Origin of the sequence: Paenibacillus sp. 8b26 (assembly GCF_050626875.1) — a bacterium.
In the GTDB taxonomy this organism is placed as follows: Bacteria; Bacillota; Bacilli; order Paenibacillales; family Paenibacillaceae; genus Paenibacillus.
Window position 1 is genome coordinate 1,686,062 of the sequence record NZ_CP192445.1, and the last position, 23,467, is coordinate 1,709,528.

At 48.2% G+C, this 23,467-nt stretch carries 17 protein-coding genes and 1 riboswitch; of the genes, 9 read left to right on the plus strand and 8 right to left on the minus strand.

Going from position 1 to position 23,467, the window contains the following annotated elements; all coding sequences use genetic code 11:
- Positions 1 to 72: 72 nt before the first annotated feature.
- Positions 73 to 1,833 carry an ABC transporter substrate-binding protein gene (locus tag ACQ4MX_RS07555; RefSeq protein ID WP_431089975.1) on the plus strand — a complete coding sequence of 587 codons (1,761 nt, stop codon included), beginning with the start codon at positions 73 to 75 and terminating at the stop codon, positions 1,831 to 1,833.
- A 26-nt stretch (positions 1,834 to 1,859) separates the two neighbouring features.
- Here the strand turns inward: ACQ4MX_RS07555 and ACQ4MX_RS07560 are convergent, their stop codons facing one another.
- Positions 1,860 to 3,491 carry a formate--tetrahydrofolate ligase gene (locus ACQ4MX_RS07560; protein WP_431089976.1) on the minus strand — a complete coding sequence of 544 codons (1,632 nt, stop codon included), beginning with the start codon at positions 3,489 to 3,491 and terminating at the stop codon, positions 1,860 to 1,862.
- 430 nt (positions 3,492 to 3,921) lie between these two features.
- Positions 3,922 to 4,434, minus strand: coding sequence for a DUF6933 domain-containing protein (locus ACQ4MX_RS07565; RefSeq protein WP_431089977.1), 513 nt, complete (start codon positions 4,432 to 4,434; stop codon positions 3,922 to 3,924).
- A gap of 341 nt (positions 4,435 to 4,775) precedes the next feature.
- Here ACQ4MX_RS07565 and ACQ4MX_RS07570 point away from each other — a divergent pair, with 341 nt between their 5' ends.
- From ACQ4MX_RS07570 to ACQ4MX_RS07595, 6 genes are all read left to right on the plus strand, one after another.
- On the plus strand, positions 4,776 to 5,483 hold the full coding sequence (locus ACQ4MX_RS07570) for a response regulator transcription factor (protein ID WP_431089978.1): 708 nt from the start codon (positions 4,776 to 4,778) through the stop codon (positions 5,481 to 5,483).
- Position 5,484: 1 nt separating this feature from the next.
- Complete coding sequence (locus tag ACQ4MX_RS07575) at positions 5,485 to 6,429, plus strand: sensor histidine kinase (RefSeq protein ID WP_431089979.1); 945 nt, start codon at positions 5,485 to 5,487, stop codon at positions 6,427 to 6,429.
- A 94-nt stretch (positions 6,430 to 6,523) separates the two neighbouring features.
- Complete coding sequence (locus tag ACQ4MX_RS07580) at positions 6,524 to 7,447, plus strand: ABC transporter ATP-binding protein (protein ID WP_431089980.1); 924 nt, start codon at positions 6,524 to 6,526, stop codon at positions 7,445 to 7,447.
- Positions 7,440 to 8,135 carry an ABC transporter permease gene (locus ACQ4MX_RS07585; protein WP_431089981.1) on the plus strand — a complete coding sequence of 232 codons (696 nt, stop codon included), beginning with the start codon at positions 7,440 to 7,442 and terminating at the stop codon, positions 8,133 to 8,135. Before ACQ4MX_RS07580 ends, ACQ4MX_RS07585 begins: the two co-directional genes overlap by 8 nt.
- A gap of 122 nt (positions 8,136 to 8,257) precedes the next feature.
- Positions 8,258 to 8,402, plus strand: a riboswitch (FMN riboswitch).
- 172 nt (positions 8,403 to 8,574) lie between these two features.
- Positions 8,575 to 9,522, plus strand: a complete 948-nt coding sequence (locus tag ACQ4MX_RS07590; RefSeq protein ID WP_044644765.1) for a DMT family transporter — start codon at positions 8,575 to 8,577, stop codon at positions 9,520 to 9,522.
- A gap of 241 nt (positions 9,523 to 9,763) precedes the next feature.
- Positions 9,764 to 11,791, plus strand: coding sequence for a methyl-accepting chemotaxis protein (locus ACQ4MX_RS07595; protein ID WP_431089982.1), 2,028 nt, complete (start codon positions 9,764 to 9,766; stop codon positions 11,789 to 11,791).
- 113 nt (positions 11,792 to 11,904) lie between these two features.
- Here the strand turns inward: ACQ4MX_RS07595 and ACQ4MX_RS07600 are convergent, their stop codons facing one another.
- Complete coding sequence (locus ACQ4MX_RS07600) at positions 11,905 to 13,386, minus strand: carboxylesterase/lipase family protein (protein WP_431089983.1); 1,482 nt, start codon at positions 13,384 to 13,386, stop codon at positions 11,905 to 11,907.
- 211 nt (positions 13,387 to 13,597) lie between these two features.
- Positions 13,598 to 14,161 (minus strand): GbsR/MarR family transcriptional regulator, encoded by a 564-nt coding sequence (locus ACQ4MX_RS07605; RefSeq protein ID WP_134910742.1) that lies wholly within the window; start codon positions 14,159 to 14,161, stop codon positions 13,598 to 13,600.
- Positions 14,162 to 14,678: 517 nt separating this feature from the next.
- Between ACQ4MX_RS07605 and ACQ4MX_RS07610 the strand changes: the two genes are divergently transcribed.
- On the plus strand, positions 14,679 to 15,902 hold the full coding sequence (locus tag ACQ4MX_RS07610) for a quaternary amine ABC transporter ATP-binding protein (protein WP_431089984.1): 1,224 nt from the start codon (positions 14,679 to 14,681) through the stop codon (positions 15,900 to 15,902).
- The gene (locus ACQ4MX_RS07615; RefSeq protein WP_431089985.1) at positions 15,877 to 18,471 is read left to right on the plus strand and encodes a glycine betaine ABC transporter substrate-binding protein; all 2,595 of its coding nucleotides are present in this window, start codon (positions 15,877 to 15,879) and stop codon (positions 18,469 to 18,471) included. Before ACQ4MX_RS07610 ends, ACQ4MX_RS07615 begins: the two co-directional genes overlap by 26 nt.
- A gap of 98 nt (positions 18,472 to 18,569) precedes the next feature.
- On the opposite strand, the gene ACQ4MX_RS07620 is transcribed toward ACQ4MX_RS07615, so the two are convergent.
- From ACQ4MX_RS07620 to ACQ4MX_RS07635, 4 genes are all read right to left on the minus strand, one after another.
- Positions 18,570 to 19,793 carry an ABC transporter permease gene (locus ACQ4MX_RS07620; protein ID WP_431089986.1) on the minus strand — a complete coding sequence of 408 codons (1,224 nt, stop codon included), beginning with the start codon at positions 19,791 to 19,793 and terminating at the stop codon, positions 18,570 to 18,572.
- A gap of 1 nt (position 19,794) precedes the next feature.
- Entirely contained in the window at positions 19,795 to 21,159 is a 1,365-nt protein-coding gene (locus tag ACQ4MX_RS07625; protein ID WP_431089987.1) for an HlyD family secretion protein, read from the minus strand.
- Between the two features lie 20 nt (positions 21,160 to 21,179).
- Positions 21,180 to 21,767 (minus strand): TetR/AcrR family transcriptional regulator, encoded by a 588-nt coding sequence (locus tag ACQ4MX_RS07630; RefSeq protein WP_431089988.1) that lies wholly within the window; start codon positions 21,765 to 21,767, stop codon positions 21,180 to 21,182.
- 267 nt (positions 21,768 to 22,034) lie between these two features.
- Positions 22,035 to 23,402: an ABC transporter substrate-binding protein gene (locus ACQ4MX_RS07635; protein WP_431089989.1), complete on the minus strand. Its 1,368-nt coding sequence runs from the start codon at positions 23,400 to 23,402 to the stop codon at positions 22,035 to 22,037.
- Positions 23,403 to 23,467 lie beyond the last annotated feature (65 nt).

Genomic DNA, 23,467 nt, shown 5'->3' on the forward strand with positions numbered 1-23,467 from the left:
TTTTTGTTGAACCAAAAGGAGGTATACTTATGTACATATGATAACCATTCTCAATAAAAGGAGCGTTACACTGTGAACCAGCCCCAGTCGTCTGTATTTCCTCCCCCTCCCAACTCGCTGCTTTATCATTTCAAGGGGATTGAGTTGGTTCGCAGGCCTGCCGAAGTACAATTTTCCGGTCTTTCAGCATATGCATTTGCATCTTCTTCACACCCTGTTCCATATCACTGCTTGCTTATGTTTATTGGTGGCACAGGTATGGTGGACATTGGTCCGGAGCAGTGTCTATTCCATGCGGGTCATGGGTATTGGCTAACTCCCGGTGAATCCTATCGGATCGCTCCTCTGGATGGAACTGTACCCGAATACTACAAGCTCATGTTCGAGGTCATCGTCATGTCATCGGAATCAGGATCAGACACAGCTCTGGTTGAAAATATAAATAGCAATCCTTCCATATATAAGGGCCCTCTCCTGTCGGGGTCACGTGAGTATATCGTTACCTCTTCTTCCAAGTCCATTCGGTTGACCGAAGAGCTATTCCATAGCGCCCATCAACCGGTACACCTGCATAACCCCATTTCTGCGTTGCGACAGCAAATTCAGTTTCAAGAACTGCTGCTATTGTGGCAGGAATCCCATGTCTTTATAGAGGATAAGGATAACTCTTGCCCGGCTTTACCAGCATCAGTCGAGGCCACCATTACCTACATGGAGAAACACTATGAGAAACCAATGACCGTCAAGCAGCTTGCCGAACAGGCGAACGTTTCCATATGGCAATACTCGCAAATGTTTCGCAAAAGGACAGGCAAAAAGCCGCTGCATTACCTCACTGAGCTGCGCTTGAATCATGCCAAGCGGCTGCTGCTGGAATGCAAACGACCTTTACGTGAAATTGCTCGTCAAGTTGGTTTCTCTGACGAATATTATTTTAACCGCCGCTTTCGGCAAATGACCGGGATTCCCCCCGGACAATACGCGCTTAACATTCCCTGTTCTGTCCGCGTCAAGGATTGGACAGGCCACCATATCCATATTCCACGCCGCCCCAGCCGCATTATTTATCATGGAGAAACGATGGGCGACCTGTTCGCACTGGGGGCCAAAGCTATCGGTGGAAGTCTACGATTCAGTGAATACAGCGTCTATAAGCATCGTCTGGGACATGTTGCTGATGTTGGTCTTCCACTCGATACCCGCTTGACCCGTGCGCTTGATCCCGATCTGATTATCATGGCCAATTCGGATGAACAGGAATATGAGCGCATTGCCGGCATTGCGCCCACCGTCACCTTCAACTCCTTTGCCACGCTGGAGGAACGACTGCTGACGCTCGGATCATGGCTTGGCAAGGAACGCGAAGCCGAACAATGGCTGTCTGCCTTCGCCACCCGTAATCTGAGCATGTGGCAGCAACTCGGCACAGAAATTACAGTCGGAGAAACGGCTTCCGTCTTCATCTTCGATCAGGGTGATCGACTATTTGTGATGGGGATGTCCGGCTTCGCGGCGGCTCTTTACCACCCGCAGGGCTTTCAGCCCGCTGAGCCGATCCAAAAGGTTCTCGACGAAAGACATGGCTTCGCGGAAATTGAGCCCAACCAGCTCCCCGACTACGCCGGGGACCGTATTTTTATGCTCATTCCCACTGCTCCAGACTCCAAACGTACGTTGGATCACATGCTGAACAGCGCCCTCTGGAGTAGCCTACCCGCGGTACGTCAAGGCCGGGTCTATTTCGTAGAAGCAGACCGCTGGAATTGGAACGATGCCATGACCCGCCAAAAGCTGCTCACCGCACTGCCCAAGCTGCTCGGTGCTTCTTCATAAAGCGCCTAACATTTTTCGCAAAAATATTACATCAACCCCTGAATGCTTCCATCCGGCTCCAGCGACATATGCTCGGCTGCCGGGGATTTGGGTAGACCGGGCATGGTCATTGTGTTGCCCGTTTCCACGACCACAAAGCCTGCTCCTGCGGACAATGACACTCTGGACACGTGGATCGTAAAGCCCTCCGGTGCGCCTAGCAGAGACGGCTGATCTGAAAAAGAATACGGCGTTTTCGCCATGCATACAGGCAATTGCCCGAAGCCAAGCTGCTCCATGCCGGACAAGGCCCGTTTAGCTGCTGGAGTATATACTACCTCTGCCGCACCATAAAGCTCCTGCGCAATGAACCTAATTTTCGCTTGCAGATCAAGCGCATGATCATACAGCGGTACAAAATGGGCTTTGTCCTCTTCGAGTAGATTTAGCAGGCTTTGAGCCAACTTTTCTCCCCCTTGGCTTCCCTGTGCCCACACCTGCGATAGCTCTGCGGGTACACCCAGCTTGCGGCATTCCGCGAAAATCAGTTCCAATTCGGCTTCGCTGTCCGTTACAAAATGGTTGACCGCTACCAATACAGGCACGCCGAATTTTTGCAAATTCCGTACATGCCGATTCATATTGGCTAATCCGAGCTGTAAATGCTCCAGATTTTCCGCGTCCAGTTCATTTTTAGCTACACCACCGTTATATTTCAGCGCTTTGGCGGTTACGACCAGCACAGCCGCATCCGGCTGCAAACCGGACTGACGGCATTTGATATCAAAAAACTTTTCTGCCCCCAGCTCAGCCCCGAATCCAGCCTCCGTCACGACAACCTCCCCTAGCTTCAAGGCCAGCTTCGTACCGATCAGACTGCTGCATCCGTGCGCAATATTGGCAAAAGGACCACCATGCACAATGACTGGCGTTCCCTCCAGCGTTTGCACCAGATTCGGCTTTAACGCTTCCCGAAGCAGCACAGCCATGCCTTCTACTGCTTGCAAATCCTCTGCCGTTACCGTTTCGCCCGCTTCATTATATCCGATGACCATTCGACCCAAGCGCACTTTGAGGTCGTCGATATTTTCACTCAGACACAATACCGCCATCACTTCCGAGGCCGAGGTAATTAGAAAACCGCTTTCTCTCACCGCTCCATTCCCTGTTCCCAATCCGGTCACGATGCTTCGCAAACTCCGATCATTCATATCTACAGCCCGTTTCCACATGACTCGTTCCGGCTTCAAGCGTAAAGCATTGCCATGAAACAAATGATTATCGATCATCGCTGCCAGCAAATTATGCGCCGCCGAAATCGCGTGGATATCGCCTGTAAAATGCAAATTAATATCCTCGGCCGGAACAATCTGGGCTTGTCCTCCCCCGGTTGCTCCCCCTTTCATGCCAAAGCAGGGGCCTAGTGACGGCTCCCGCAGCGCAGCTATGGTCTTGTGCCCCAGCGCATTTAGCGACTGCGACAGCCCAATGGTGGTTAGCGTTTTTCCTTCTCCCGCCGGAGTCGGATTCATTGCCGTGACCAGCACCAGCTTTCCGTTCGGACGATCCTTCACCTGCTCCCACAGGGACGGATTCAGCTTCGCTTTATATTTTCCATACGTCTCCAGATGCTCTTCTTCGATTCCTGCTTCTTTGGCTACCTCAATAATCCGTTTCATGCTCGTTATGTACCCCCTGTTTTTAAGTCTGACCGATGGTGTCAAACACTGTATCGTTTTATTTTACCAAAGTGTGACGCTTTTTGCGCTGTGATTCATTTCATCGCAAGCTTTGCTTTCCTGTGAGTTGTAAAAAAAAGAGCATCCCCCGCCCAGATGGACTTTGGTGGATACTCTTTTGGCACTTCTGTTTAACGACCAGCTCTCCAATTAACTCGCAGCGTTAGCAGCGTAATTTTCAGCAAGAAATCCTTTGGAAATCAGGACAGCTTGGGATTTCTTCGTCGCAGGACCATAGCCTTGGGACAGCAGATCATTAATATGTAAGCGATTATAAAATACCCCTTACCTCTCTCTATATAGTCTTTTAGAACTATATTAGATTATATATCATAAGAGCAAATAAATGGAAATTATTTACGAATTGATCTCAAGACTCTCGCACATTTTCTTGTTTATAATGCTTTTCCAAAGCTTCTTTAAAAGCATCGACCGGATACTGGTATTGAACCGTTTTTAACACAATCCGGTTATTCCACTGATTTTTTTCCAACTCGCATCCATGCTCCATATCCAGTTCCTTCATGACAAAAATAATCTCATCCAAGGTTCCCATCACACTATGGCTGTTCGTCGTAGTAGCCAGCATCTGCTTGCCTTCCTGTGTGTACGCCTCTACAATTTGTTCATCAAAACCCTCACTGAGCATGAGTTCCTTCAAGGCTTGGACGAAAAGAGTTGGTAGATTTTTGTACTGCGCCTTTTTGATTCCGAACAGCGTGACACTCAAGCGGGATGCATCATGCATAAACACAATATTTTTTTTCCGATTCAGCAAAAACAAGTTGGCATGCCAACTATTCAAAGGCGGATAAATATCAACTTGTAGTGGTTCGATATCCCATTCCTTCAGCAGCTTTTGTGCTCCCCGTATGACAAACATCGTTGCTCTCCTTTATGACGGTTCTGTGCCGTAGCTCATGTTTTCGAATCATGTCCAATCTTTCGTATAAGGCATGTCCCGATTATCATAACACCGTATTCCAAATATCGGATTGTAAACTCTTTCAGTATAATATAGGAAGGTGGCGAATTTCCAGTAATTTGATTACATCTTATGCTGGGGATGGATAAAAAAATCCACTTCAGTGCATTTAAGTTGAGAATATTTGCCCGTTCAAATTCGTTGGATATTTTTTATGGAAATCCACTCCACTGCTCTATATAATTCAGGTACAGTTCGTCACACGAGCTTAATCTAAAAATTAGGGGTGTTCCACACCTATGAACCCACGCATACTTCTCATCGAAGACGATACATCCATTGCCGAGATGCTGCACAAAGCGCTTACCAAGGAAGGCTACACATTAACCACCGCCTATGACGGGGAAGAAGGGCTGCTTGCCTTTGAACGTCATACCTACGATCTGGTATTGGTGGATCTGATGATGCCGAAGGTCGATGGTATGGAGGTCATCCGTCGAATCCGTACCAACAGCGCTGTCCCGATTCTGATTATGTCTGCTAAAGATAGCGATGTGGATAAAGCGCTTGGACTGGGCTTCGGAGCAGATGATTATATCGCCAAGCCTTTTTCGATGGTAGAAATGACCGCACGCATTCAGTCCGCTATCCGCAGATCCACTATCTATGCGCGGCAGCAACAGCAGGAGGAACAGCCGAAAGCACAGGTCCTGACCTACGGAAATCTGTGCATTGATTTTGATCATTTTATGGTCACCCGCAATGAAAATGAAGTGCAGCTAACTGCCAAGGAATCTGATATTCTCAAGCTATTTGTCAACCATCCGAACCGTGTATTTACCAAAGCGCAATTATACGGGTTTATCTGGAAAGAGGATTATATGGGTGACGAAAACGTGATTAACGTCCATATTCGCCGCTTACGTGAGAAAATCGAAGAAGACCCCTCCCACCCCGTTCATATCAAGACCTTATGGGGCATCGGCTACAAATGGGAGAACGGCTGATATGAACATCGTGAGCATTTCTGAATGGATCGTCGTCCTCATCCTGTCCGTCGTTATTTTATGGTTCTGGAGAGAGCGTGCGGCCCAAAAGCGCAAAATAAAGGATATCCGAAACGCACTGGAACGAATTGTAACCGTTAATCATGCGGAAAAGCTGCTATATGTCACGGGTGACGCTGAGCTGCAAAGGCTCATGACGGAAATTAACCGTTTGCTGGACTTGAATTTGAGAGTGTCTGTGGATTATAACCGAAGCCAAATCGCCATGCGCAAAATGATTTCAAATATTTCCCACGACCTCAAAACCCCGCTTACGGTGGTGCTCGGATATGCCGAGATGCTGGATGCCGACCCGCATATTTTGCCGGAAGAACGTGCAAAGCTGCTATCCAGGATTCATCAGAAGACAAGCGAAGCGATTGAGCTGATCGGAAGCTTCTTTAGCTTGGCGAAGCTGGAGGCTAATGATACGGACATTCCGTTGACTCGGCTGGAGGTGGGAGAGCTGTGCAGACGCAGCATTTTGGAGTTTTATGATCTGCTGACAGCTCAGGGGTTTGCTGTGCATATTGATATCCCGGAGCACCCCATTCATGCCTTGGGGAACGAAGGAGCGATTGGGCGGGTGCTGAACAATCTGATCTCGAATGCGATTCGCTACGGTGCCGATGGTCGGACACTGGGACTGACTCTAACGGAACAGCAGGACACGGTGCGTATAGAGGTATGGGATCGGGGGCAAGGCATACAGGAGCCTGAGCAGGACAAGGTTTTTGAACGTATGTACACGCTTGAGGATTCCCGCAACAAGGCGATACAGGGCAGCGGGCTGGGTCTTACGATTGCCAAACGTCTGGTTGAGACGATGAACGGAGAGATTCATTTGAGCAGCATACCTTATGAGCGGACGGTCTTCTCTTTTACATTGAAAAAAATCAACTATTAATCGAACTTAATAATTTTGTAAGAAACGGGAAAGAAAAATGAACATTTCGCCCTTTATCCTTGAATTATCAACAGTATACGAAGGGAGAACACCCATGACTTATATATTACGGACGCATCAACTGACCAAGGCCCTGAAGGGCAACGAAATTGTAGCGGGGGTCAGCATGAATGTGCGCCAGGGGGAAACTTATGGCTTTCTCGGTCCCAATGGGGCGGGCAAGACAACGATTATGAAAATGATTACGAACCTGCTCAAGCCGACCTCGGGTGAGATTGAATTGTTCGGTGAAAAATTAACGCCAAAGTCGTACCACCTGCTCGGCCGGATGGGCTCGATTATTGAATATCCGATTTTTTATGACAGACTGACGGCCCGGCAAAATCTCGAACTTCATTGTGAATATATGGGCTATTATAACAAGCAGGCTGTTCGGGATGCACTGGAGCTGGTGAACCTGCGAAACGCAGATGACAAGCCGGTAAAGGATTTCTCACTGGGGATGAAGCAGCGTCTCGGGATCGCCCGAGCAATTGCGACCAAGCCGGAGCTGCTGATTTTGGACGAACCCATTAATGGATTGGACCCGGTGGGGATCAAGGAAATCCGCCAATTATTCCACATGCTGTGCAAGGAATATGGCATGACGATCCTTGTGTCCAGCCACATTTTAGTGGAAATCGAGCAAATTGCCGATACGGTGGGTGTGATTAATCACGGTCAACTGATTGAGGAAGTGTCGATGGAACAGGTGCGGGAAACCAATACGGAATACATCGAATTTACGACCAATGACTGCAAAAAAGCGGCCTACGTCCTCTCCCATCACCTGAATCTGACGAATATCCGAGTGCTAAACGATCAGAATATACGCATTTACGATACAAGTGTACCCCAGAAGCAAATTACGAAAACGCTCATTTTAAATGAGGTAGAGGTGGATTCCATCTACCAAAAAAACAGTACGCTGGAAGACTACTTCGTGCGGCTGTTACATGGAGGTGAACTTCATGCTTAAACTGATGCAACTGGAGCTGAAAAAGTTTCATTTGGCGGGATATATCCGTGCGGCGCTGATCGCCAACGCATGTATTTTTGGCCTGTTCATCATTATTGCGCTGGACAGCCAAAGTGAAGGAGTGCCCGAATTTACACGGTACGCTGAGCTTTTGGACCTCCTGGACTATATGGTCAGAGCCACATTTATTATTTTTGCCTCCGTCCTGCTGTGCCGCTTTATTGTGAGCGAATTTAAGTCCAAGTCGATTAACATCTTGTTCATGTACCCGATTGACCGCAAAAAGCTGATGGTCGCCAAACTCTTGATCGTGTTGCTGTTTACGTTCCTGTCCATTATTTTATCGGAAATCATCATTACGGCAGCCATTCATCTATTAAATCAGTTCGTCGTTATTGTACCGGATAAGCTTAGCCTCACTATACTAGGACAGCAATCAGTGCGGACACTGATCAATGCGGTTGCAGCAAGCTTTATGGGGCTTGTTCCGCTGTACATGGGGATGCGAAAATACTCTATACCTACCACCATTGTGAGCTCGATCCTGATCGTAGCCCTGCTGTTTTCGAATAATAACGGCGCTACACTTAGCTCCATTGCGCTTGTGCAGATCGGGTTCGCCGCGCTGGGGATGCTCGTAGCTTATGCGGCCATCCGTCGTATCGAGTACAAAGATATTACTTCGTAATATGCAATTTTGTAAAACGCTTTCAAAAAATAAATGAAAACCTTTGTTCGATGTACACATATTTTTCACTGGACTTCATTCTAAAACAGGTATATCCTATAGGAGAAATTAAAAAACGGAATAAGGATCTTCGGGGTAGGGTGTGATTCCCAACCGGCGGTATGGCTCATGGAGCTAAGCCCGCGACTCTGTATCTGGCAACAGGATACGGACTGATTTGGTGAGATGCCAAAGCCGACGGTAAAGTCCGGATGGAAGAAGATCGAAGCATGAACATGCCGCAAAGTGAATGAATACTGTGTTATTGGTTCTGCAGCAACTTCATTTAACTTGCATAAAGCGGCAAGTTTATTTGATCAACCCCCGTCTTGCATGGCCTATCGCCATGGACGGGGGTTTTTGTGCCACCGGTCCTGTATTCGCAAGGAGCTAATTGAGTATGAGTCAATCATCAACTGTACTAACATCCAAAGGTTTTGATCGTAGCTCCCACATGAAAAGCGGTTTTTGGCTAGTCGCAATTGGAGCGGCCTTGTGGGGCGCGGACCCGCTGTTTCGTATTATTTTGCTCAAATCATTTACCTCTACACAAATTGTGCTGATGGAGCATGTGCTGCTCTTTATCGCCCTGGCACCAGTGCTGTGGAAGCACCGCGAGGAGCTTAAAGCGGTACGGCTTCGTCAGATTTTGGCTATTTTGTTCGTCTCGTGGGGCGGTTCCGCTCTGGCCAGCGTGATTTTCACAATGGCACTCAGCAACGGTGATCTCAATGCAGTGCTGCTGCTCCAGAAGCTTCAACCGTTGGTCGCTATTATTCTGGCCCGCGTTATATTGAAGGAAATGCTGCCGCGTAATTTTGGAATCTTAATTGTCGTGGCTCTGTTCGGGACGTATCTTCTTACCTTCGGCTGGTCGCTCCCCTTCGGACATGTTCATGATTTCATCCACGTCGGCAGTCTGCTTGCACTAGGAGCAGCGGTCCTGTGGGGCGGTTCGACAGTAATGGGAAGCTACTTGCTTCGTTCGATGAAATATGAGACGGTGACCTCCCTGCGCTTCATGGTGGCTCTCCCTCTGCTGATCGTTCTCACCTCTGTGGAGCATGCACCTTGGAATATGCCTGCTGGCACATGGGCGGGCGCAGCAGTGATTATCAATCTGTTGCTGCAGGCGCTGCTCCCTGGTCTTCTCAGCCTGTTACTGTATTACAAGGGCCTCAGTACGACCAAGGCGTCTTACGCCACGATGGCAGAACTAAGCTTCCCGATGGTCGGTGTTGTAATTAACTGGATCGCTTTCCAGCAGATCGTTACGGTAGCGCAATTGACTGGCTTTATGCTTATCTGGATTACACTCTTTATGATTTCTCGTCAGCAAAAAAACTAATAGATTCAATGTCCATTTTATCCCTCACCCAAGCCAAATCGAGAAGATGCTTTTGCATCTCCGATTTGGCTTTTTATGTCTAAGTATTAATATTTAACATGCTACTTTAGAACTATTTTTAAATAAAAGCGTGTAAAAATAGCAACTATTCCTCGTTTCCCAAAGATTACATCTATAAAATTCTTTGGCTTTTGTCGAATAAAACAATGTAGTGATCATTAGACACAGAGGAGCAAGAACTATGACTAAAGCAAAACAAACAGTTCCATGGTGGAGCAGGTTTCTCAAACAGTTCTATTTAATGCGGACAAAATTGATTGTATCTTTTTTGGCGGTTCTATTGATTCCGAGCGTACTTATCGGGTACTTTTCTTATCAGGGGGCCACAACGCAACTCACTCAGCAAGTGGCTGGTTCTGTGTACACGAATCTGTATCTGATCCGAAGCAATGTCAATCAGTATGTATCGCCCATTGTGAAGGATCTGGACGTGTTTGCCACTGAAATCGAATCCAATTCCCTTGTTTCCAACCAGGAGGCCCTTCAGGCAAAATTGGATGTCATCGTCAAAGCCCATCCCGAGCTGGATGGCGCGTTCCTCGGCAATACGAAAGGACAATACGTTCGTTCGCCGAAAAAATCGACCGATTATGATCCCACGGAGAGACCGTGGTACAAAAATGCGATGCTGCAAAAGGGTAAAGTATCCGTTGGTGCTCCAATTGTGAGCCCCACGACAGGAAATCTGGCGCTTGCTGTATCAAGAACGCTGGAGGATGGTCAAGGAGCTATTGCGTTGAGTTTGAATCTGGACAAAATGAATCAAAACCTCCAGTCTGTTAAGATTGGCGAACGCGGGGGACTTTTTATTGTTGATTCTAATCATAAAATTGTATCTGGAACTGGAGCAGCCTTTAACAATTCAGGCAAAAAACCGGCAGACACCATTGAGGGACTTCCCGAAGTGGAAAAAAACGCTGAAAATGATACTCCTTCCGTATCACAAATGCAATTTATGAATAGAGATATGCTGGCCTTTACACTCAAGGACCCTCTCACCGGGTGGAACATTATCGCACTATCGGATCTGGAGGATTACAGTGATGCTGCCCAACCGATTTTGAGACAAAGCCTAATCGTTATCGCCATATCCACACTGGTTGCTGCTATCATTATTATCCTGATGATTCGCTCGTTCCTGATTCCACTGGGCAAGCTGCAAAATGGAACTCGCGAGGTTCGTGACGGCAACCTTACCGCACGGGTCAATCTGTTCGGCAAGGATGAATTCAGCGAGCTGGCGCAAAATTTTGACCAGATGACACATGCACTGCATACGATGGTTTCCGAGGTCAACCAAACGTCGTCCCGACTCGCGTCCTCCTCCCTGATGATCAAGGAAAGCACGGAGCAAACGACGGAATCCGTACAGCATGTAGCGGAAACGGTTATGGAATCCGCAGAAAATGCGACCACCAGTGCGGAGGCATCCGAACAAACAGCCAATGCCGTCGAGGAAATGGCGAAGGGTGTCAGCACCATTGCGGAATCGGCAAGCTCCATCGTAGATTCAGCAGGACAGACTGAGCATGACGTAGCCAAAGGCAGCCAAATGATCGGCAGCGTTCGCACACAGATGGACCGCATTCTGGAAGCTGTGACCCAAACAGCCAGCCTGATGGACGAGCTGTCACAGCTCTCTGACGATGCGAAGCAGATGAATAGTGCAATTGCTGCCATTGCCAAGCAGACCAACCTGCTGTCGCTGAACGCGTCAATCGAAGCCTCCAGAGCAGGCGAAGCCGGGCGTGGATTCGCCGTAGTAGCCATCGAGGTTCGCAAGCTATCGGAGCAATCCAAGGAAAGCGCGGATTCCATCAGCCAAATCATTACACAGATGCTGGATCTGATCCAGCGTTCCACGGCTACGATGAACGGTAATGTCCGTAACCAAGTGGGCGAGGGACTGCGTATTAGCCAAGATGCAGAAGGTGCCTTCACGAATATTGAGCGCTCCACATCTCATATTGTGGAACAGATTCAAAGCGTGTCCGCAGCCGCTGAACAAATTTCAGCCAGTACGGAGGAAGTTTCGGCTACTGTTACCCATCTGGCAAGCCTGTCCCGCAATTCGGCGGATAGCTCACAGACGACTTCCGCAGCCGTTCAAGAACAAATGGCGGCGATGGAAGAAATCGCTTCTTCCTCTCAGGAGCTGTCCAACATGGCGCAGGATTTGCAAGAGCTGGTTAAGCGATTCAAGATTTAGTTCCTGCAATACATCTGCACCTGTTCAATCTAAAAAAACCTTCGTCCGTATACAAAAATACGGGCGAAGGCTTTTAGTATGTTAGGGCATTAGACGATATCTCAATACTTGGATCAAATACTCATCTGTCCGGTCAACTGGCGGCGTCTTTCCCCTTCCGGGTCATGCTGAACTGAGATGCCTTGATGAAAAATGGTCGTAGCACGCGATTCCCTGTCGTATACCGGCCATTCCCCTTCCGGCAGCACAGGCTTTCCGTCACGTGCAAAAGCAACCCATGCCTGCTGCATATCGTAAGCCAGCGTCCTCATAGGCGGATGAACGTCCAATCCGAGCTTACCTAGCAGCTCCAGATTATCAAAAACAAACGCAATTTCCGCGCCGTGAACCGCTTGTCCGAATACAGGATGCCCCGGCAGTGTCCAGTCAAAACGGTACATCCACACCGGGGCATGAACCGCTTGTGCAACCGCTAGAGCCAGCGCAGGTCGCCAGAAGAACAGATCGGTCAGCATCTGCGCTTGCCCCTCAATCGTAACAGGGAAAGGTTCCGTCAAATCGCCAACATCTGACATGCCCGTCATCATTTCCAATGCCTGGCTCGCCATCGACTTGTTCATCAGATGGGATTCCTTGCGAATAAAGTAAGCACCCTCATGCAAATTCGTTCCGATCAGAACGGATACCTGCTTGGCTGATCCTTTGGCAATCGCAGATAAAGGTACGTCAGGCAAGGTCACACCGTCCACAACGGGTTGATAGAGCATCGCCAGCCCCGGGCCAATCATTTCATGCGTCTTGGCCATGGCAAGCATGAGCGCCTCCGTCGGCAGCGTGAACAATCGTTCCGGATGCAGGGTGTCCACCCCCAACTGCTGGAGATATGCAGCCGTGACTTGCTCCGCCTGTGAAGTCGGCAGCACCTGCGATGCTCCGCTTTGTAAAATAGCACGCTGGAACAGGCCCTCTGCGGCTGGCATAGCCAATAACGCGGCAATGCTCATAGCTCCCGCTGATTCACCGAACACCGTCACCTCGTCCGGGTTACCGCCAAATGCGGCGATATGGTCCCTGACCCATTCCAAGGCAGCAATCTGATCCAGCAGCCCCGCATTAGAGGTCAGTCCGTCTCCCCGTGGAGTCAGGTGCAAAAAGCCCAACGGCCCGAGCCGATAATTGAGCGTAACGACGACAACATCGCCATTTTCCGCCATCCGTGCCCCATCATATAATGGAATAATTCCCGACCCGGTTACAATGGTTCCGCCGTGAATCCACACCATCACGGGTCGTCCCTTTGCAGGTGCCTCCGAAGCAGGCGTCCAGACGTTCAGGTACAAGCAGTCCTCCGACTGCTCAGGCGGTTCCACTAGATTCCCGGTCAAACTCTCAGCAGATGGCATAGGCTGCGGACAGATCGGCCCAAAGCGCGTTGCATCTCGTACCTCTTCCCAAGGCTTCAAAGGCTGAGGCGCGTGAAAACGCAGTTCCCCCACAGGAGGCTGTGCATATGGAATGCCTTTCCATATATGATATCCATTCACCGTTTCCCCACGAAGCTGACCCAGGCGGGTATGTACTGTAATACTTTCCATATATGAAGCCTCCTTTAACCTGTATGTTCAGTATTAAATATTCAACACAGCGTTATATCAATCATTTCATATTTCTATTATACCCTTTGCGCAGGCCCAAACCAAAAATCGAACAAAGCTAATCCAAAATTAACAAAGCCAAACACAAAAAAATGCCAGGAACAACTTTCTACGCTCCGGCATTTTTATGGAAATAAAAGAGGATAAGCGATTAATCACGAACCTCTTCCTTTGGGATCAGCTTGTATATTTCTTCGCTTTCCATCGAATCAATCAGTCGGTCCAGCCACTTGTAATAGGCCACAGCCTGTTTCATTTTCAAACGATCCTGCTGGAGAACAGCCTTAAATTCCTCATATTCCCCATCCCGCTCCAGTAATCTGTCAAGCTCCTCAATGGCCTTGCGCAGCACCAGCAAATTCGTTTCAACCGCTTTTCTCCATTTAATAGCAAAGAAGTCTGTGAACGTTTGATGCCAGTCATATTCGACTTCATACAAATCCTTGCGTGAGCCTTTGCTCCACACCTTGTTGACCATTTTTAAATCCAGCAGTGTTCGGACACCGGTACTCATGCTCGTTTTGCTCATTTCCATTTCACGGCCCATTTCGTCCAGCGTCATCGGTTTATCCGCAAAAAAAAGCAAACCGTACAAATGCCCCGCAGACAGGGTGATCCCATACAAGTCCATATTTTTACCTATAGCTTCTATGACACGTTTGCGAATTTTTTGCAGCGAAGCCTGCTGCTCATCACCTAACTGGTACAAGCTCATGCTTGCAACCTCCTAATTTTAGAGCATTTTGCCTAAGATCGTATGAACGACTTTTACCCGTAACCGATTGGCTTTGACGCAACACATGAAATCTTTCAATTAAAAATGAAATGTTTCAAAAACAAAGCTTCTGTCTATATTACAACAGCATGGGTCGTTCAAAATCACAATTCGCAAAATTGCTAATGATAGTAAACTTTTAAAATTATGGATATACATAAATCTTTTGCTTATGATTATATTTCATTGTCTATTTTAAAAAAAGAGCTATCGGTTGTAAAGTTCCGAATGTTTGAGCATTCTATAGAACGAAGGAGCATATCGAAGGAAACTTTGTACAGTTTTTTCTGTACGTACTTTACAAACAGTTTTTTTGTTTGAAATGTAAGCAATGCTTCTGTTACAATTAATTTTGTCATTAACCGTTCAGGATGTTCAGAATTATGATTTTTATACTCATTCCTTAATGTAACACGGGGTTAATACCAAGCAAAGTATAGAAAGAAGAGGTGTATGTATGACGATTTTGGAAGTCAAAAATGTCAGCAAACTCTTTGGTCCTCACGCAGAGCAAGGTGTTCCGCTCCTGGAGCAAGGCTGGGGCAAGGAAAAGTTGGCCAAAGAAAAACAGATTACTGTTGGTGTCAATAAGGCCAACATGGAAATTAAGCAAGGTGAAATTTTCGTTATTATGGGCCTTTCGGGCAGTGGCAAGTCCACTTTAGTACGAATGCTAAATCGCTTGATTGAACCTACCTCCGGTGAAATTCTGGTACACGGCAAGGATCTCCGCAAGATGAACAAAGAACAACTCCGCGAAGTTCGCCGTAAAACCATCAGTATGGTTTTTCAAAAATTCGCCCTGTTCCCACATCGGACTGTATTGGAAAATGTAGAATACGGCCTTGAAATTCAAAAGGTAGAAAAAACGAAGCGCCAGGAAAAGGCACAGCAAGCGCTGGAACTGGTCGGTCTTAAAAACTGGGGCGATAAAATGCCCGATGAACTGAGTGGCGGTATGCAGCAGCGGGTCGGTCTGGCACGGGCGCTGGCTAATGACCCTGAAGTGCTTTTGATGGATGAAGCATTCAGCGCACTGGACCCCCTCATTCGCCGTGACATGCAGGATGAGCTGCTGGAGCTTCAAGATAAAATGAAGAAAACGATTGTGTTTATTACCCATGACCTGGATGAAGCGCTGCGGATCGGTGACCGGATTGCATTGATGCGGGACGGATCGGTCGTGCAGATCGGTACACCGGAAGAAATTATGATCCAACCGGCTAACTCTTATGTAGCCCGCTTCGTCGAGGACGTGGATCTGTCCAAGGTACTGACGGCTGCTCATGTCATGCTTCGTCCAGAAACGATCACAATGGATCGCGGTCCGCGTGTTGCTCTGGAATTGATGCGGGAACGCGGGATTTCCAATCTGTTCGTCATTGACCGTACCAAGAAGCTGTTGGGCGTTATCAATGCTGAAGATGCTGTCCATGCACTGCGCAATAATTTGAAGATTGAAGATATTCTCATGACGGACGGACCGCAAGTTGCTGCGGAAACGGTCATTAATGATTTGTTCGAAATTACAAGCTCGTCCAAGGTCCCTCTGGCTGTGGTCGATGACAAACAGAAGCTGTTAGGTGTTATCGTCCGTGGAGCTTTGCTGGGCGCACTTGGCGGAGATGTAACCACCACGAAGGAGGTGAATGCCCTTGATTCCGAAACTGCCAATCGCTGAGTGGATTCAAAGTATTGTAGACTGGATGGGTATTCATCTGGCTGGATTGTTTAATGTTATCTCTTCTGTTATTGAAGCTGTTGTAGGCTTTTTCTCTGGGCTGTTCATGCTTCCGCACCCTCTGGTGTTCATCGTGATCATCGGGATTATCGCGTTTATGATCGGTCGGGTTCAGCTTACGCTGTTTACCGTCATCGGCTTCCTGCTGATTGACAACCTGGGCTATTGGAGCGAAACGATGAATACGCTCGGACTGGTCATCACGTCCGCACTCGTATCCATTGTCATCGGGATTCCAATCGGGATCTGGTGTGCATATAGCAAAACGGCGTCACGCATTATTACGCCTTTGCTTGATTTCATGCAGACGATGCCTGCGTTCGTATATTTGCTGCCTGCGGTTACCTTTTTCAGCCTTGGTGTTGTACCGGGCGTAATCGCATCTGTTATCTTCGCGATCCCTCCAACCATTCGCATGACGAATTTGGGGATTATGCAAGTGTCGGGTGAATTGGTCGAAGCCTCCGACGCATTCGGTTCAACCTCGGCGCAAAAGCTGTTCAAAGTACAACTGCCGCTGGCTATGCCAACCTTGATGGCTGGTATTAACCAGACGATTATGCTGTCACTGTCTATGGTTGTTATTGCTTCTATGATCGGTGCGGAAGGTATTGGTGCCGTTGTATACCGTGCCGTGACACAGCTCCAAATTGGTAAGGGTTTTGAGGCCGGATTGGCTGTCGTTGTTCTGGCTATCGTGCTTGACCGTTTCACGCAGAACCTGTTCAAACCAGCGAAAAGAGGCAAAAGCCGCGTATCTACCAAACAAAAGGTATGGATTACCTCTGCGGTTACGGCTGTCATTCTGATCGCTGGCGCATCGCAATATTTTGTTGGATCGAATCATTCTGCATCTGGCAAAGGAAACGCTGCTGCCAACCCGGTTGGCGAAGAAGTCGGCTACAAAATTATCGGAATTGATGCCGGGGCAGGTATTATGAAATCAACTGCCAAGGCGTTAAAAGACTACAATTTGTCCGACTGGAAGCTGGTAGAAGGTTCCGGTGCAGCGATGACTGCAACACTGGACAAAGCCATAAAAGCGAAAAAACCGATCATTATTACAGGTTGGACGCCGCACTGGATGTTCAACAAGTATGATCTCAAATATTTGGAAGACCCTAAAAAATCTTATGGTGAGGCCGAGGGTATTCATACGATTGCCCGTAAAGGACTGCAACAGGATGCTCCTATTGCTTACGAGTTTCTAAAACGGTTCAAATGGACACCGGAAGACATGGGTGAAATGATGGTTGCTATTCAAGGTGGAACCAGCCCTGAGCAAGCTGGCAAGGATTGGGCTGAAAAGCATGCCGATAAGGTGCAGGAATGGACCCAAGGACTGCAACCTGTTAATGGTGACACCTTCAAGCTAAGTTATGTGGCTTGGGATTCTGAAATTGCCAGCACGAATTTGCTGAAATATATTTTGGAAAACAAACTAGGTTACAAAGTAACCGCACTGCAAGTGGAAGCAGGTCCTATGTGGACAGGTGTCGCTAGTGGTGATGTAGATGCTTCACCTGCTGCATGGCTGCCGTTAACCCATGCGGATTACTGGGCTAAATACAAGGATAAGCTCGACGATCTTGGGGCTAATATGAGCGGAGTTAAAACCGGATTGGTCGTTCCAGCTTACATGGATGTTAAATCGATTACTGATTTGCAGGATAACGGAGCCGAAGCGGCTCCGGCTTCCGCCACAACTGAGGACTTTGGCAAAGAGGTCGGCTATCGCATTGTCGGTACCGACCCTGGAGCCGGACTAATGAAGCTGACCGCTAAAGCTATTAATGACTACGGCTTATCCGACTGGAAGTTGCTTGAAAGCTCTGGAGCTGCTATGACCGCTACACTGGATAAAGCCATCAAAGCCAAGCAACCTATCGTCGTAACTGGTTGGACCCCTCACTGGATGTTTAACAAATATGATTTGAAATACTTGAAAGATCCTAAAAAAGCGTACGGTGATAAGGAAGAAATTCATACGATCGCTCGCAAAGGCTTGAAGCAGGATGCTCCTGTAGCTTATGAATTTCTAAGCCGATTTAAGTGGACTGCTGAAGATATGGGTGAAGTGATGATCGCGATTCAGGACGGTACTGCCCCACAGCAGGCTGCCAAGAACTGGGCTGATAAACATCCTGACAAGGTACAGGAATGGATCAAGGGCCTACAGCCCGTTAACGGTGATCCTTTGAAGCTGAGCTACGCTGCTTGGGATTCTGAAATTGCCAGTACGAATGTATTGAAATATGTATTGGAGCAAAAATTGGGCTATAAAGTAACAGCCCTGCAAGTGGAAATCGGCCCGATGTGGACTGGCGTGGCCGGCGGAAGTGTAGATGCTACCGCTGCCGCTTGGCTTCCATTGACGCATGCTGATTATTGGGCTCAATACAAGGATAAGGTGGATGACATCGGAACCAGCATGACCGGCGTTATGTCCGGGCTTGTCGTCCCATCCTATGTCCCGATTGATTCTATTGAAGACTTAAAGACGCAATAATATTTCATTCAACCAGTACGATATAGCACTTAAAACTAAAAGGCAGATCAGGAGTAAAAACCTGATCTACCTTTTTTGATATGCGTATTTAGTTACTTTTAGCCTTTAAGCGTAACTCCCTCTTGAGCGGGCACATCGGCATGCTGCCCTGTCGTCTGGTGCTGTCTAAAGAATAACGGATAGATGGCGAAGGATACCAGCAGACTTACACAGCCAATAACGCCCAGCGCAATCGTATCCTTGATAACGAACGTGATATCCAGCCCTTTAAGGGTAATATTGCGTACAGCATCCAGAAAATACGTCAGTGGTAATATTTCAGCAAGCCCCCGCAAGAATCCGGGCATCGCTTCCAGCGGCCACGTATAGCCTGACAGCATAAAGGAAGGAACGGCAATCAACATGAGGGTTTGGGTCGCATCCACTCTGGTCTTGGAAAAGAGACTAAACAGGAACCCTAAACCACACAAGGCAAAGTTAAAGGCCAGCGACACCAGAATCAGTGGCAGCACCTGCCCCCTGAACGGGATATCAAAGCATAGGGCGCTAATACTGAATACAGTCAGCACATTAAAGGCTCCCGCCACATAATACGGTGTCAGCTTGGCAATCGCAAGACGCCAAGGGGTATTTTTCCAAGCGGCAAATCTTCCCCAAGTCCCTGCCTCCTTATCCCGCGTACAGGACAACGCAATACCGAGCAGCAAGCACTGCTGGAGAGCCGCAGAAATAACCCCTAACGGCATGAACAGCTTGTAATCATATACCGGGTTGAACAGCACTCTGGACCGGAACGGGATGGTACTCAGCGTCGAGGCGGCTTGATCGGCGTTCATTCCCTTTTGTTTCATGGAATTGACCGATACCCCGGCGCTCACGCTACTAATAACCTGATTGGCAATTCGGCTGGCGCTGTTGGAATACATCATGTTACTTCCGTCAATCAGGGTCAGTACGGGCGGGTTCTCCCCATGCTTAAGCCGGGTGGTGAAATTGTCGGGAATGACGATGCCGACCTTGGCTTCCCCAGTCTCCACCTGACGAACCACATCCTCCTGATTGGTGGCCTGCCGTGTAACGGCAAACGAATCTGTCGCATCGAACGCCTGAATGATCTGACGACTGAGCTGTGAATTGTCTCCGTCATACACCGTGACAGGCATCTCGGTAATCCGCTGATGAGAATACAGGAAGCCGAACAAGATGGTATACACAATCGGCGTAATCAGCAGAATAGCCATAAAGCGTCGATCCCGGAAGATGCTCAGCCATTCTTCACGAAACACATCGCGGATATGAAGTCTTTCCTGTTGATCCTGCATATTACTGCGCCCCTTTGCCTGTAAACAGAACCGTGGAGCCTGTCGGAACCGAAGCCGCAAGATCGGGCAATGCTACTTTAACGCCAAAGGAACGTACATCCTTATCACCGGAGCTTTGGCTCGGTTTTTGAATAGCAAAGTCGGCAGCCGATTCCAGCAAAATAACTTTACCTTTCAGCTCCTTGCCGCCCGACAGCAGTTTAACTTGCACAGTGTCCCCTGGCTGGAGACCATTCAAGGACGTTTCCGGCACATAGAATTTAGCCCAACGCTGCGTCGAAGTTTCAATCGTATAGACCGGGAAGCCTGCACTGGCCATTTCGCCCAAGCTGAGCGATTTGGATTTTACAATGCCGTCCTCGGATGCACGCAGCGTGGTGTAGCTTAAGTAGGTCTGAGCTTCCTGAAGGGCAGCTTCTGCCTGGGCTACCTGTGCATTGGCACCTGCAACCGCCGACTGTGCCTGCTCTACCGTGGATTGCGCCGCCTTCACAGCAGATTGCGCCTGTTCTACCGAAGCCTGTGCGGCTTTGACATCCTCCTGCTGCAAAGTAACCTTGCCTGCTCCTGCCTGTGCTTCCTTCACCGCAGCCAATGCCTGACGGTATAGCGCTTCAGCCGCCGTGATTTCTTCCTTGCGGCTTCCCTCGCGTACCATATTCAGTTGCTGGGATGCTGAATTGTACTTGGCTTCCGCCTGTTGATGGTCCAGCGTCGCTTGATCCAGTGAGGCTTGGGTTGCTGCCCCGGCTTCTTGAAGCTTTTTGGCGCGCTCCAGATTTTTAGTGGTCAAATCCAGCGTTTCCTTGGCAGCCTTCACACTCACTTGTGCTTGCTCCAGCTCTTGCGGTCTTGCGCCGCTCTTGAGGGCATCCAGCTTCGCCTTCGCCGCAGCCGCGGCCGCTTGTGCCTGTTCGATCTGGCTGGATGAAGCCTGTGCAGTCACGCCGACTGCTGTGGTACCTTGGCTCTTTTTGGCCTGAGCTGCACTCACGGTAGCCTGTGCCTGCCCCACTCCCGCTTGAGCCTGCAATACGCCAGCCTTCGCTTTGGACACATTACTCTGGGCTGCCAGCAATGCCGCCTGTGCCTGTTTCACCTTGTCTTCCAGCTCACGGCTTTCCAGATGGGCTAACACCTGCCCTTTTTTCACCTTGTCGCCCTCACTCACGAGCATCTGATCAATACGTCCCGCCATCTTAAAGCTGGCATTGAGCGTATCCGATTCTACATAAGCTGTCGGAATGGAAGAGGACTGATCCGCAGACAGGCTACTGCCACCCTTTTGAAAAGCGGTCAGAGCATAAATCCCTATGGCGATTAAAACAATAAGTACGGCGTAAATCGTATATTTTTTAGCTTTCATGTTCTCATCACTCCATCTGTCTATTTAAGATGCATACCTAGCGCATTACAAACAAAAATTTCAATACTCTCCCGAACTTCCTGCAAGTTCATCGTTTCGCCCCAAACCATTGAGCGCATCGGTGCAAAGATGTAAATACCAAATAAGCAATTTGCTGTCGTTTTCGCATCAAGCTTACTCGAAATTTTTCCGTAAAACTTACCAGAGTCGATCTCTGCTTCCATAAAATCAAAATAGTCAGCTAAGACCTGCCTGATATTAAAATGCTGTTCCTGCGAAACCCATCCCTTGCTAACCAGCAAACGACAAAAATCCGGCTCTCTTCCAATAAACTCAATGTGTACTTGAATCAGCTTGAGAATCCTCGATTCTACCTGATCCTTCGGAACCTGAGACATGGTTTCACGGATATCCTGAACAAAACGCTCCATCCCCATCTTCAAAATATAAATGTACAGCTCTTGTTTATTTTTGAAGTTGTAATAGAGGGTACCTTTAGCAATGCCGCATACCTTGGCGATTTCCTCCATATTGGTTTCATTGAAGCCACGCTCGGAAAAAGCCTTGAGCGCACCGTTAAAAATAATTTCCTTCGTCTGGTTTTTCATGCTTCCTCCTTTTTGAACTGACCGTCCAGTACAAAAATTATACGTTTATTATAAGCCCATTTTCAGTTATCCAGCAATAGGAAATGTACAAAATAAACAATTTTAGACAGTTCGTCTAAACGGACGTTCTAAAAACGGGAGGATTCAGACATACAAAAAACAGACCGAACAAGTGAGGGGGTCACTTATTCGGTCCGTTATTTTATAAAACCGGCTGGTAAAGGGGTCGCGTATTAAGTTTACCAGCCGCTTTTAAAGGAAGGCTGATTATTTTTTTACCGTTTGATTGTATTGCGCAATTTTGCCTGTAATCTCTTGTGCTGCCTGATCCAATGCCTGTTTTGGCTGTTGCTGTCCGCTCAAGACCGCCTCGATTGCACCCTCTACGATTTGACGCGCTTCCGGGAATACGCCCATCACTGCGCCTTGTGTAGCCATGGATTGCGCCGATGCGTGCAGTTGGTCAACAGCGGTTTGGAATTGCGGGTATTTCACCATATTGTCCTTGAGTACCTGCTCGTCATAAGCTGCTTTGGTGATCGGGAAGTACCCCGTATTCACGCTCCATTGTGCCTGTACAGCCGGGGAAGCAACGAATTTAATGAACTCCCACGCTGCCTTTTGCTGGGCTTCAGGCTTATTGTTCATGATGTACAAGCTCGCGCCGCCTACAACCACGCCGCCTTCTTTCGCTTCGTTCGCTCTTGGCAGAAAGCCAGTGCCTACCTCGAACTTATCGCCAACCTGCTCCACAATATTACGCAGCGAAGCGGTGGAATCCAGTGTCATGGCAATTTGTCCTGCAGAAAAAGCCTTCGCAGTATCATCGGAGTTACGTCCCAGGTTGGATACAACCTTTTCGTCGATCATTTTTTTCCACCAAGTCAGGGTTTTCACGCCTGCATCCGAATTCAGCAACGATTCTGTTGCCGCCTGATTGCGTCCGTTGCCATTATTCACATAATCCGCATTCTGATTGGCAAACAACTGCTCCATAAACCAGCCGTAGATGGCGATGGATGCACCGGATTTTCCGTCCTTGCTCAAGGCTTTGGCAGCCTTTTCGAATTCATCATATGTTTTCGGAGGATTAGCTGGGTCAAGTCCCGCCGCTTTAAAAGCATCCTTGTTATAGTACAAGATTGGATTCGATGTATTAAATGGCATTGCATTCAGCTTACCGTCAATGGTGTAATACCGTGTAATATTGGGCTCAAGCTGCGATAGATCGAACTTGTCTGCATCAATAAATTGTTGTACAGGAGTAATCATCTTGGAGTCAATCATGAATTTACTGCCGATTTCATACACCTGAATGATGTCCGGGCCGCTATCGGAACCCAGCGACGCTTTTAGCTTGTTCAAGCTGTCATCATATTTGCCTTGGTATACCGGCTCTACCTGAATGTCATTGTGGCTGGCGTTAAAGTCAGCGGCGATTTGCTTGATCGCTTTTTCACCGTTACCGGACATGGAATGCCACCAAGTCAGCTTCACCGGAGAACCTGCTGCTGCTCCCGCATCACTACCGTTGCCTGGCTTCTCAGCCGCCGTGTTATTGCTACAGCCTGCTGCAACAACGATTGCAGTAAGGATAAGCAAGGTCAAAGCACTTTTCAGACGAAAAAATCTCATAATCTCTCTTCTCTCCCTTTGATTTAAATGATTCTCGCATACAGATTTTCTTGCAATATTCTTTG

Excerpts from the sequence above, each read along its gene's own strand:
- ACQ4MX_RS07560 (WP_431089976.1), bottom strand. The coding sequence starts at position 3,491 with ATGAAACGGATTATTGAGGTAGCCAAAGAAGCAGGAATCGAAGAAGAG.
- ACQ4MX_RS07565 (WP_431089977.1), bottom strand. The coding sequence starts at position 4,434 with ATGTTTGTCATACGGGGAGCACAAAAGCTGCTGAAGGAATGGGATATC.
- ACQ4MX_RS07570 (WP_431089978.1), top strand. The coding sequence starts at position 4,776 with ATGAACCCACGCATACTTCTCATCGAAGACGATACATCCATTGCCGAG.
- ACQ4MX_RS07575 (WP_431089979.1), top strand. The coding sequence starts at position 5,485 with ATGAACATCGTGAGCATTTCTGAATGGATCGTCGTCCTCATCCTGTCC.
- ACQ4MX_RS07580 (WP_431089980.1), top strand. The coding sequence starts at position 6,524 with ATGACTTATATATTACGGACGCATCAACTGACCAAGGCCCTGAAGGGC.
- ACQ4MX_RS07585 (WP_431089981.1), top strand. The coding sequence starts at position 7,440 with ATGCTTAAACTGATGCAACTGGAGCTGAAAAAGTTTCATTTGGCGGGA.
- ACQ4MX_RS07590 (WP_044644765.1), top strand. The coding sequence starts at position 8,575 with ATGAGTCAATCATCAACTGTACTAACATCCAAAGGTTTTGATCGTAGC.
- ACQ4MX_RS07595 (WP_431089982.1), top strand. The coding sequence starts at position 9,764 with ATGACTAAAGCAAAACAAACAGTTCCATGGTGGAGCAGGTTTCTCAAA.
- ACQ4MX_RS07600 (WP_431089983.1), bottom strand. The coding sequence starts at position 13,386 with ATGGAAAGTATTACAGTACATACCCGCCTGGGTCAGCTTCGTGGGGAA.
- ACQ4MX_RS07605 (WP_134910742.1), bottom strand. The coding sequence starts at position 14,161 with ATGAGCTTGTACCAGTTAGGTGATGAGCAGCAGGCTTCGCTGCAAAAA.
- ACQ4MX_RS07610 (WP_431089984.1), top strand. The coding sequence starts at position 14,679 with ATGACGATTTTGGAAGTCAAAAATGTCAGCAAACTCTTTGGTCCTCAC.
- ACQ4MX_RS07620 (WP_431089986.1), bottom strand. The coding sequence starts at position 19,793 with ATGCAGGATCAACAGGAAAGACTTCATATCCGCGATGTGTTTCGTGAA.
- ACQ4MX_RS07625 (WP_431089987.1), bottom strand. The coding sequence starts at position 21,159 with ATGAAAGCTAAAAAATATACGATTTACGCCGTACTTATTGTTTTAATC.
- ACQ4MX_RS07630 (WP_431089988.1), bottom strand. The coding sequence starts at position 21,767 with ATGAAAAACCAGACGAAGGAAATTATTTTTAACGGTGCGCTCAAGGCT.
- ACQ4MX_RS07635 (WP_431089989.1), bottom strand. The coding sequence starts at position 23,402 with ATGAGATTTTTTCGTCTGAAAAGTGCTTTGACCTTGCTTATCCTTACT.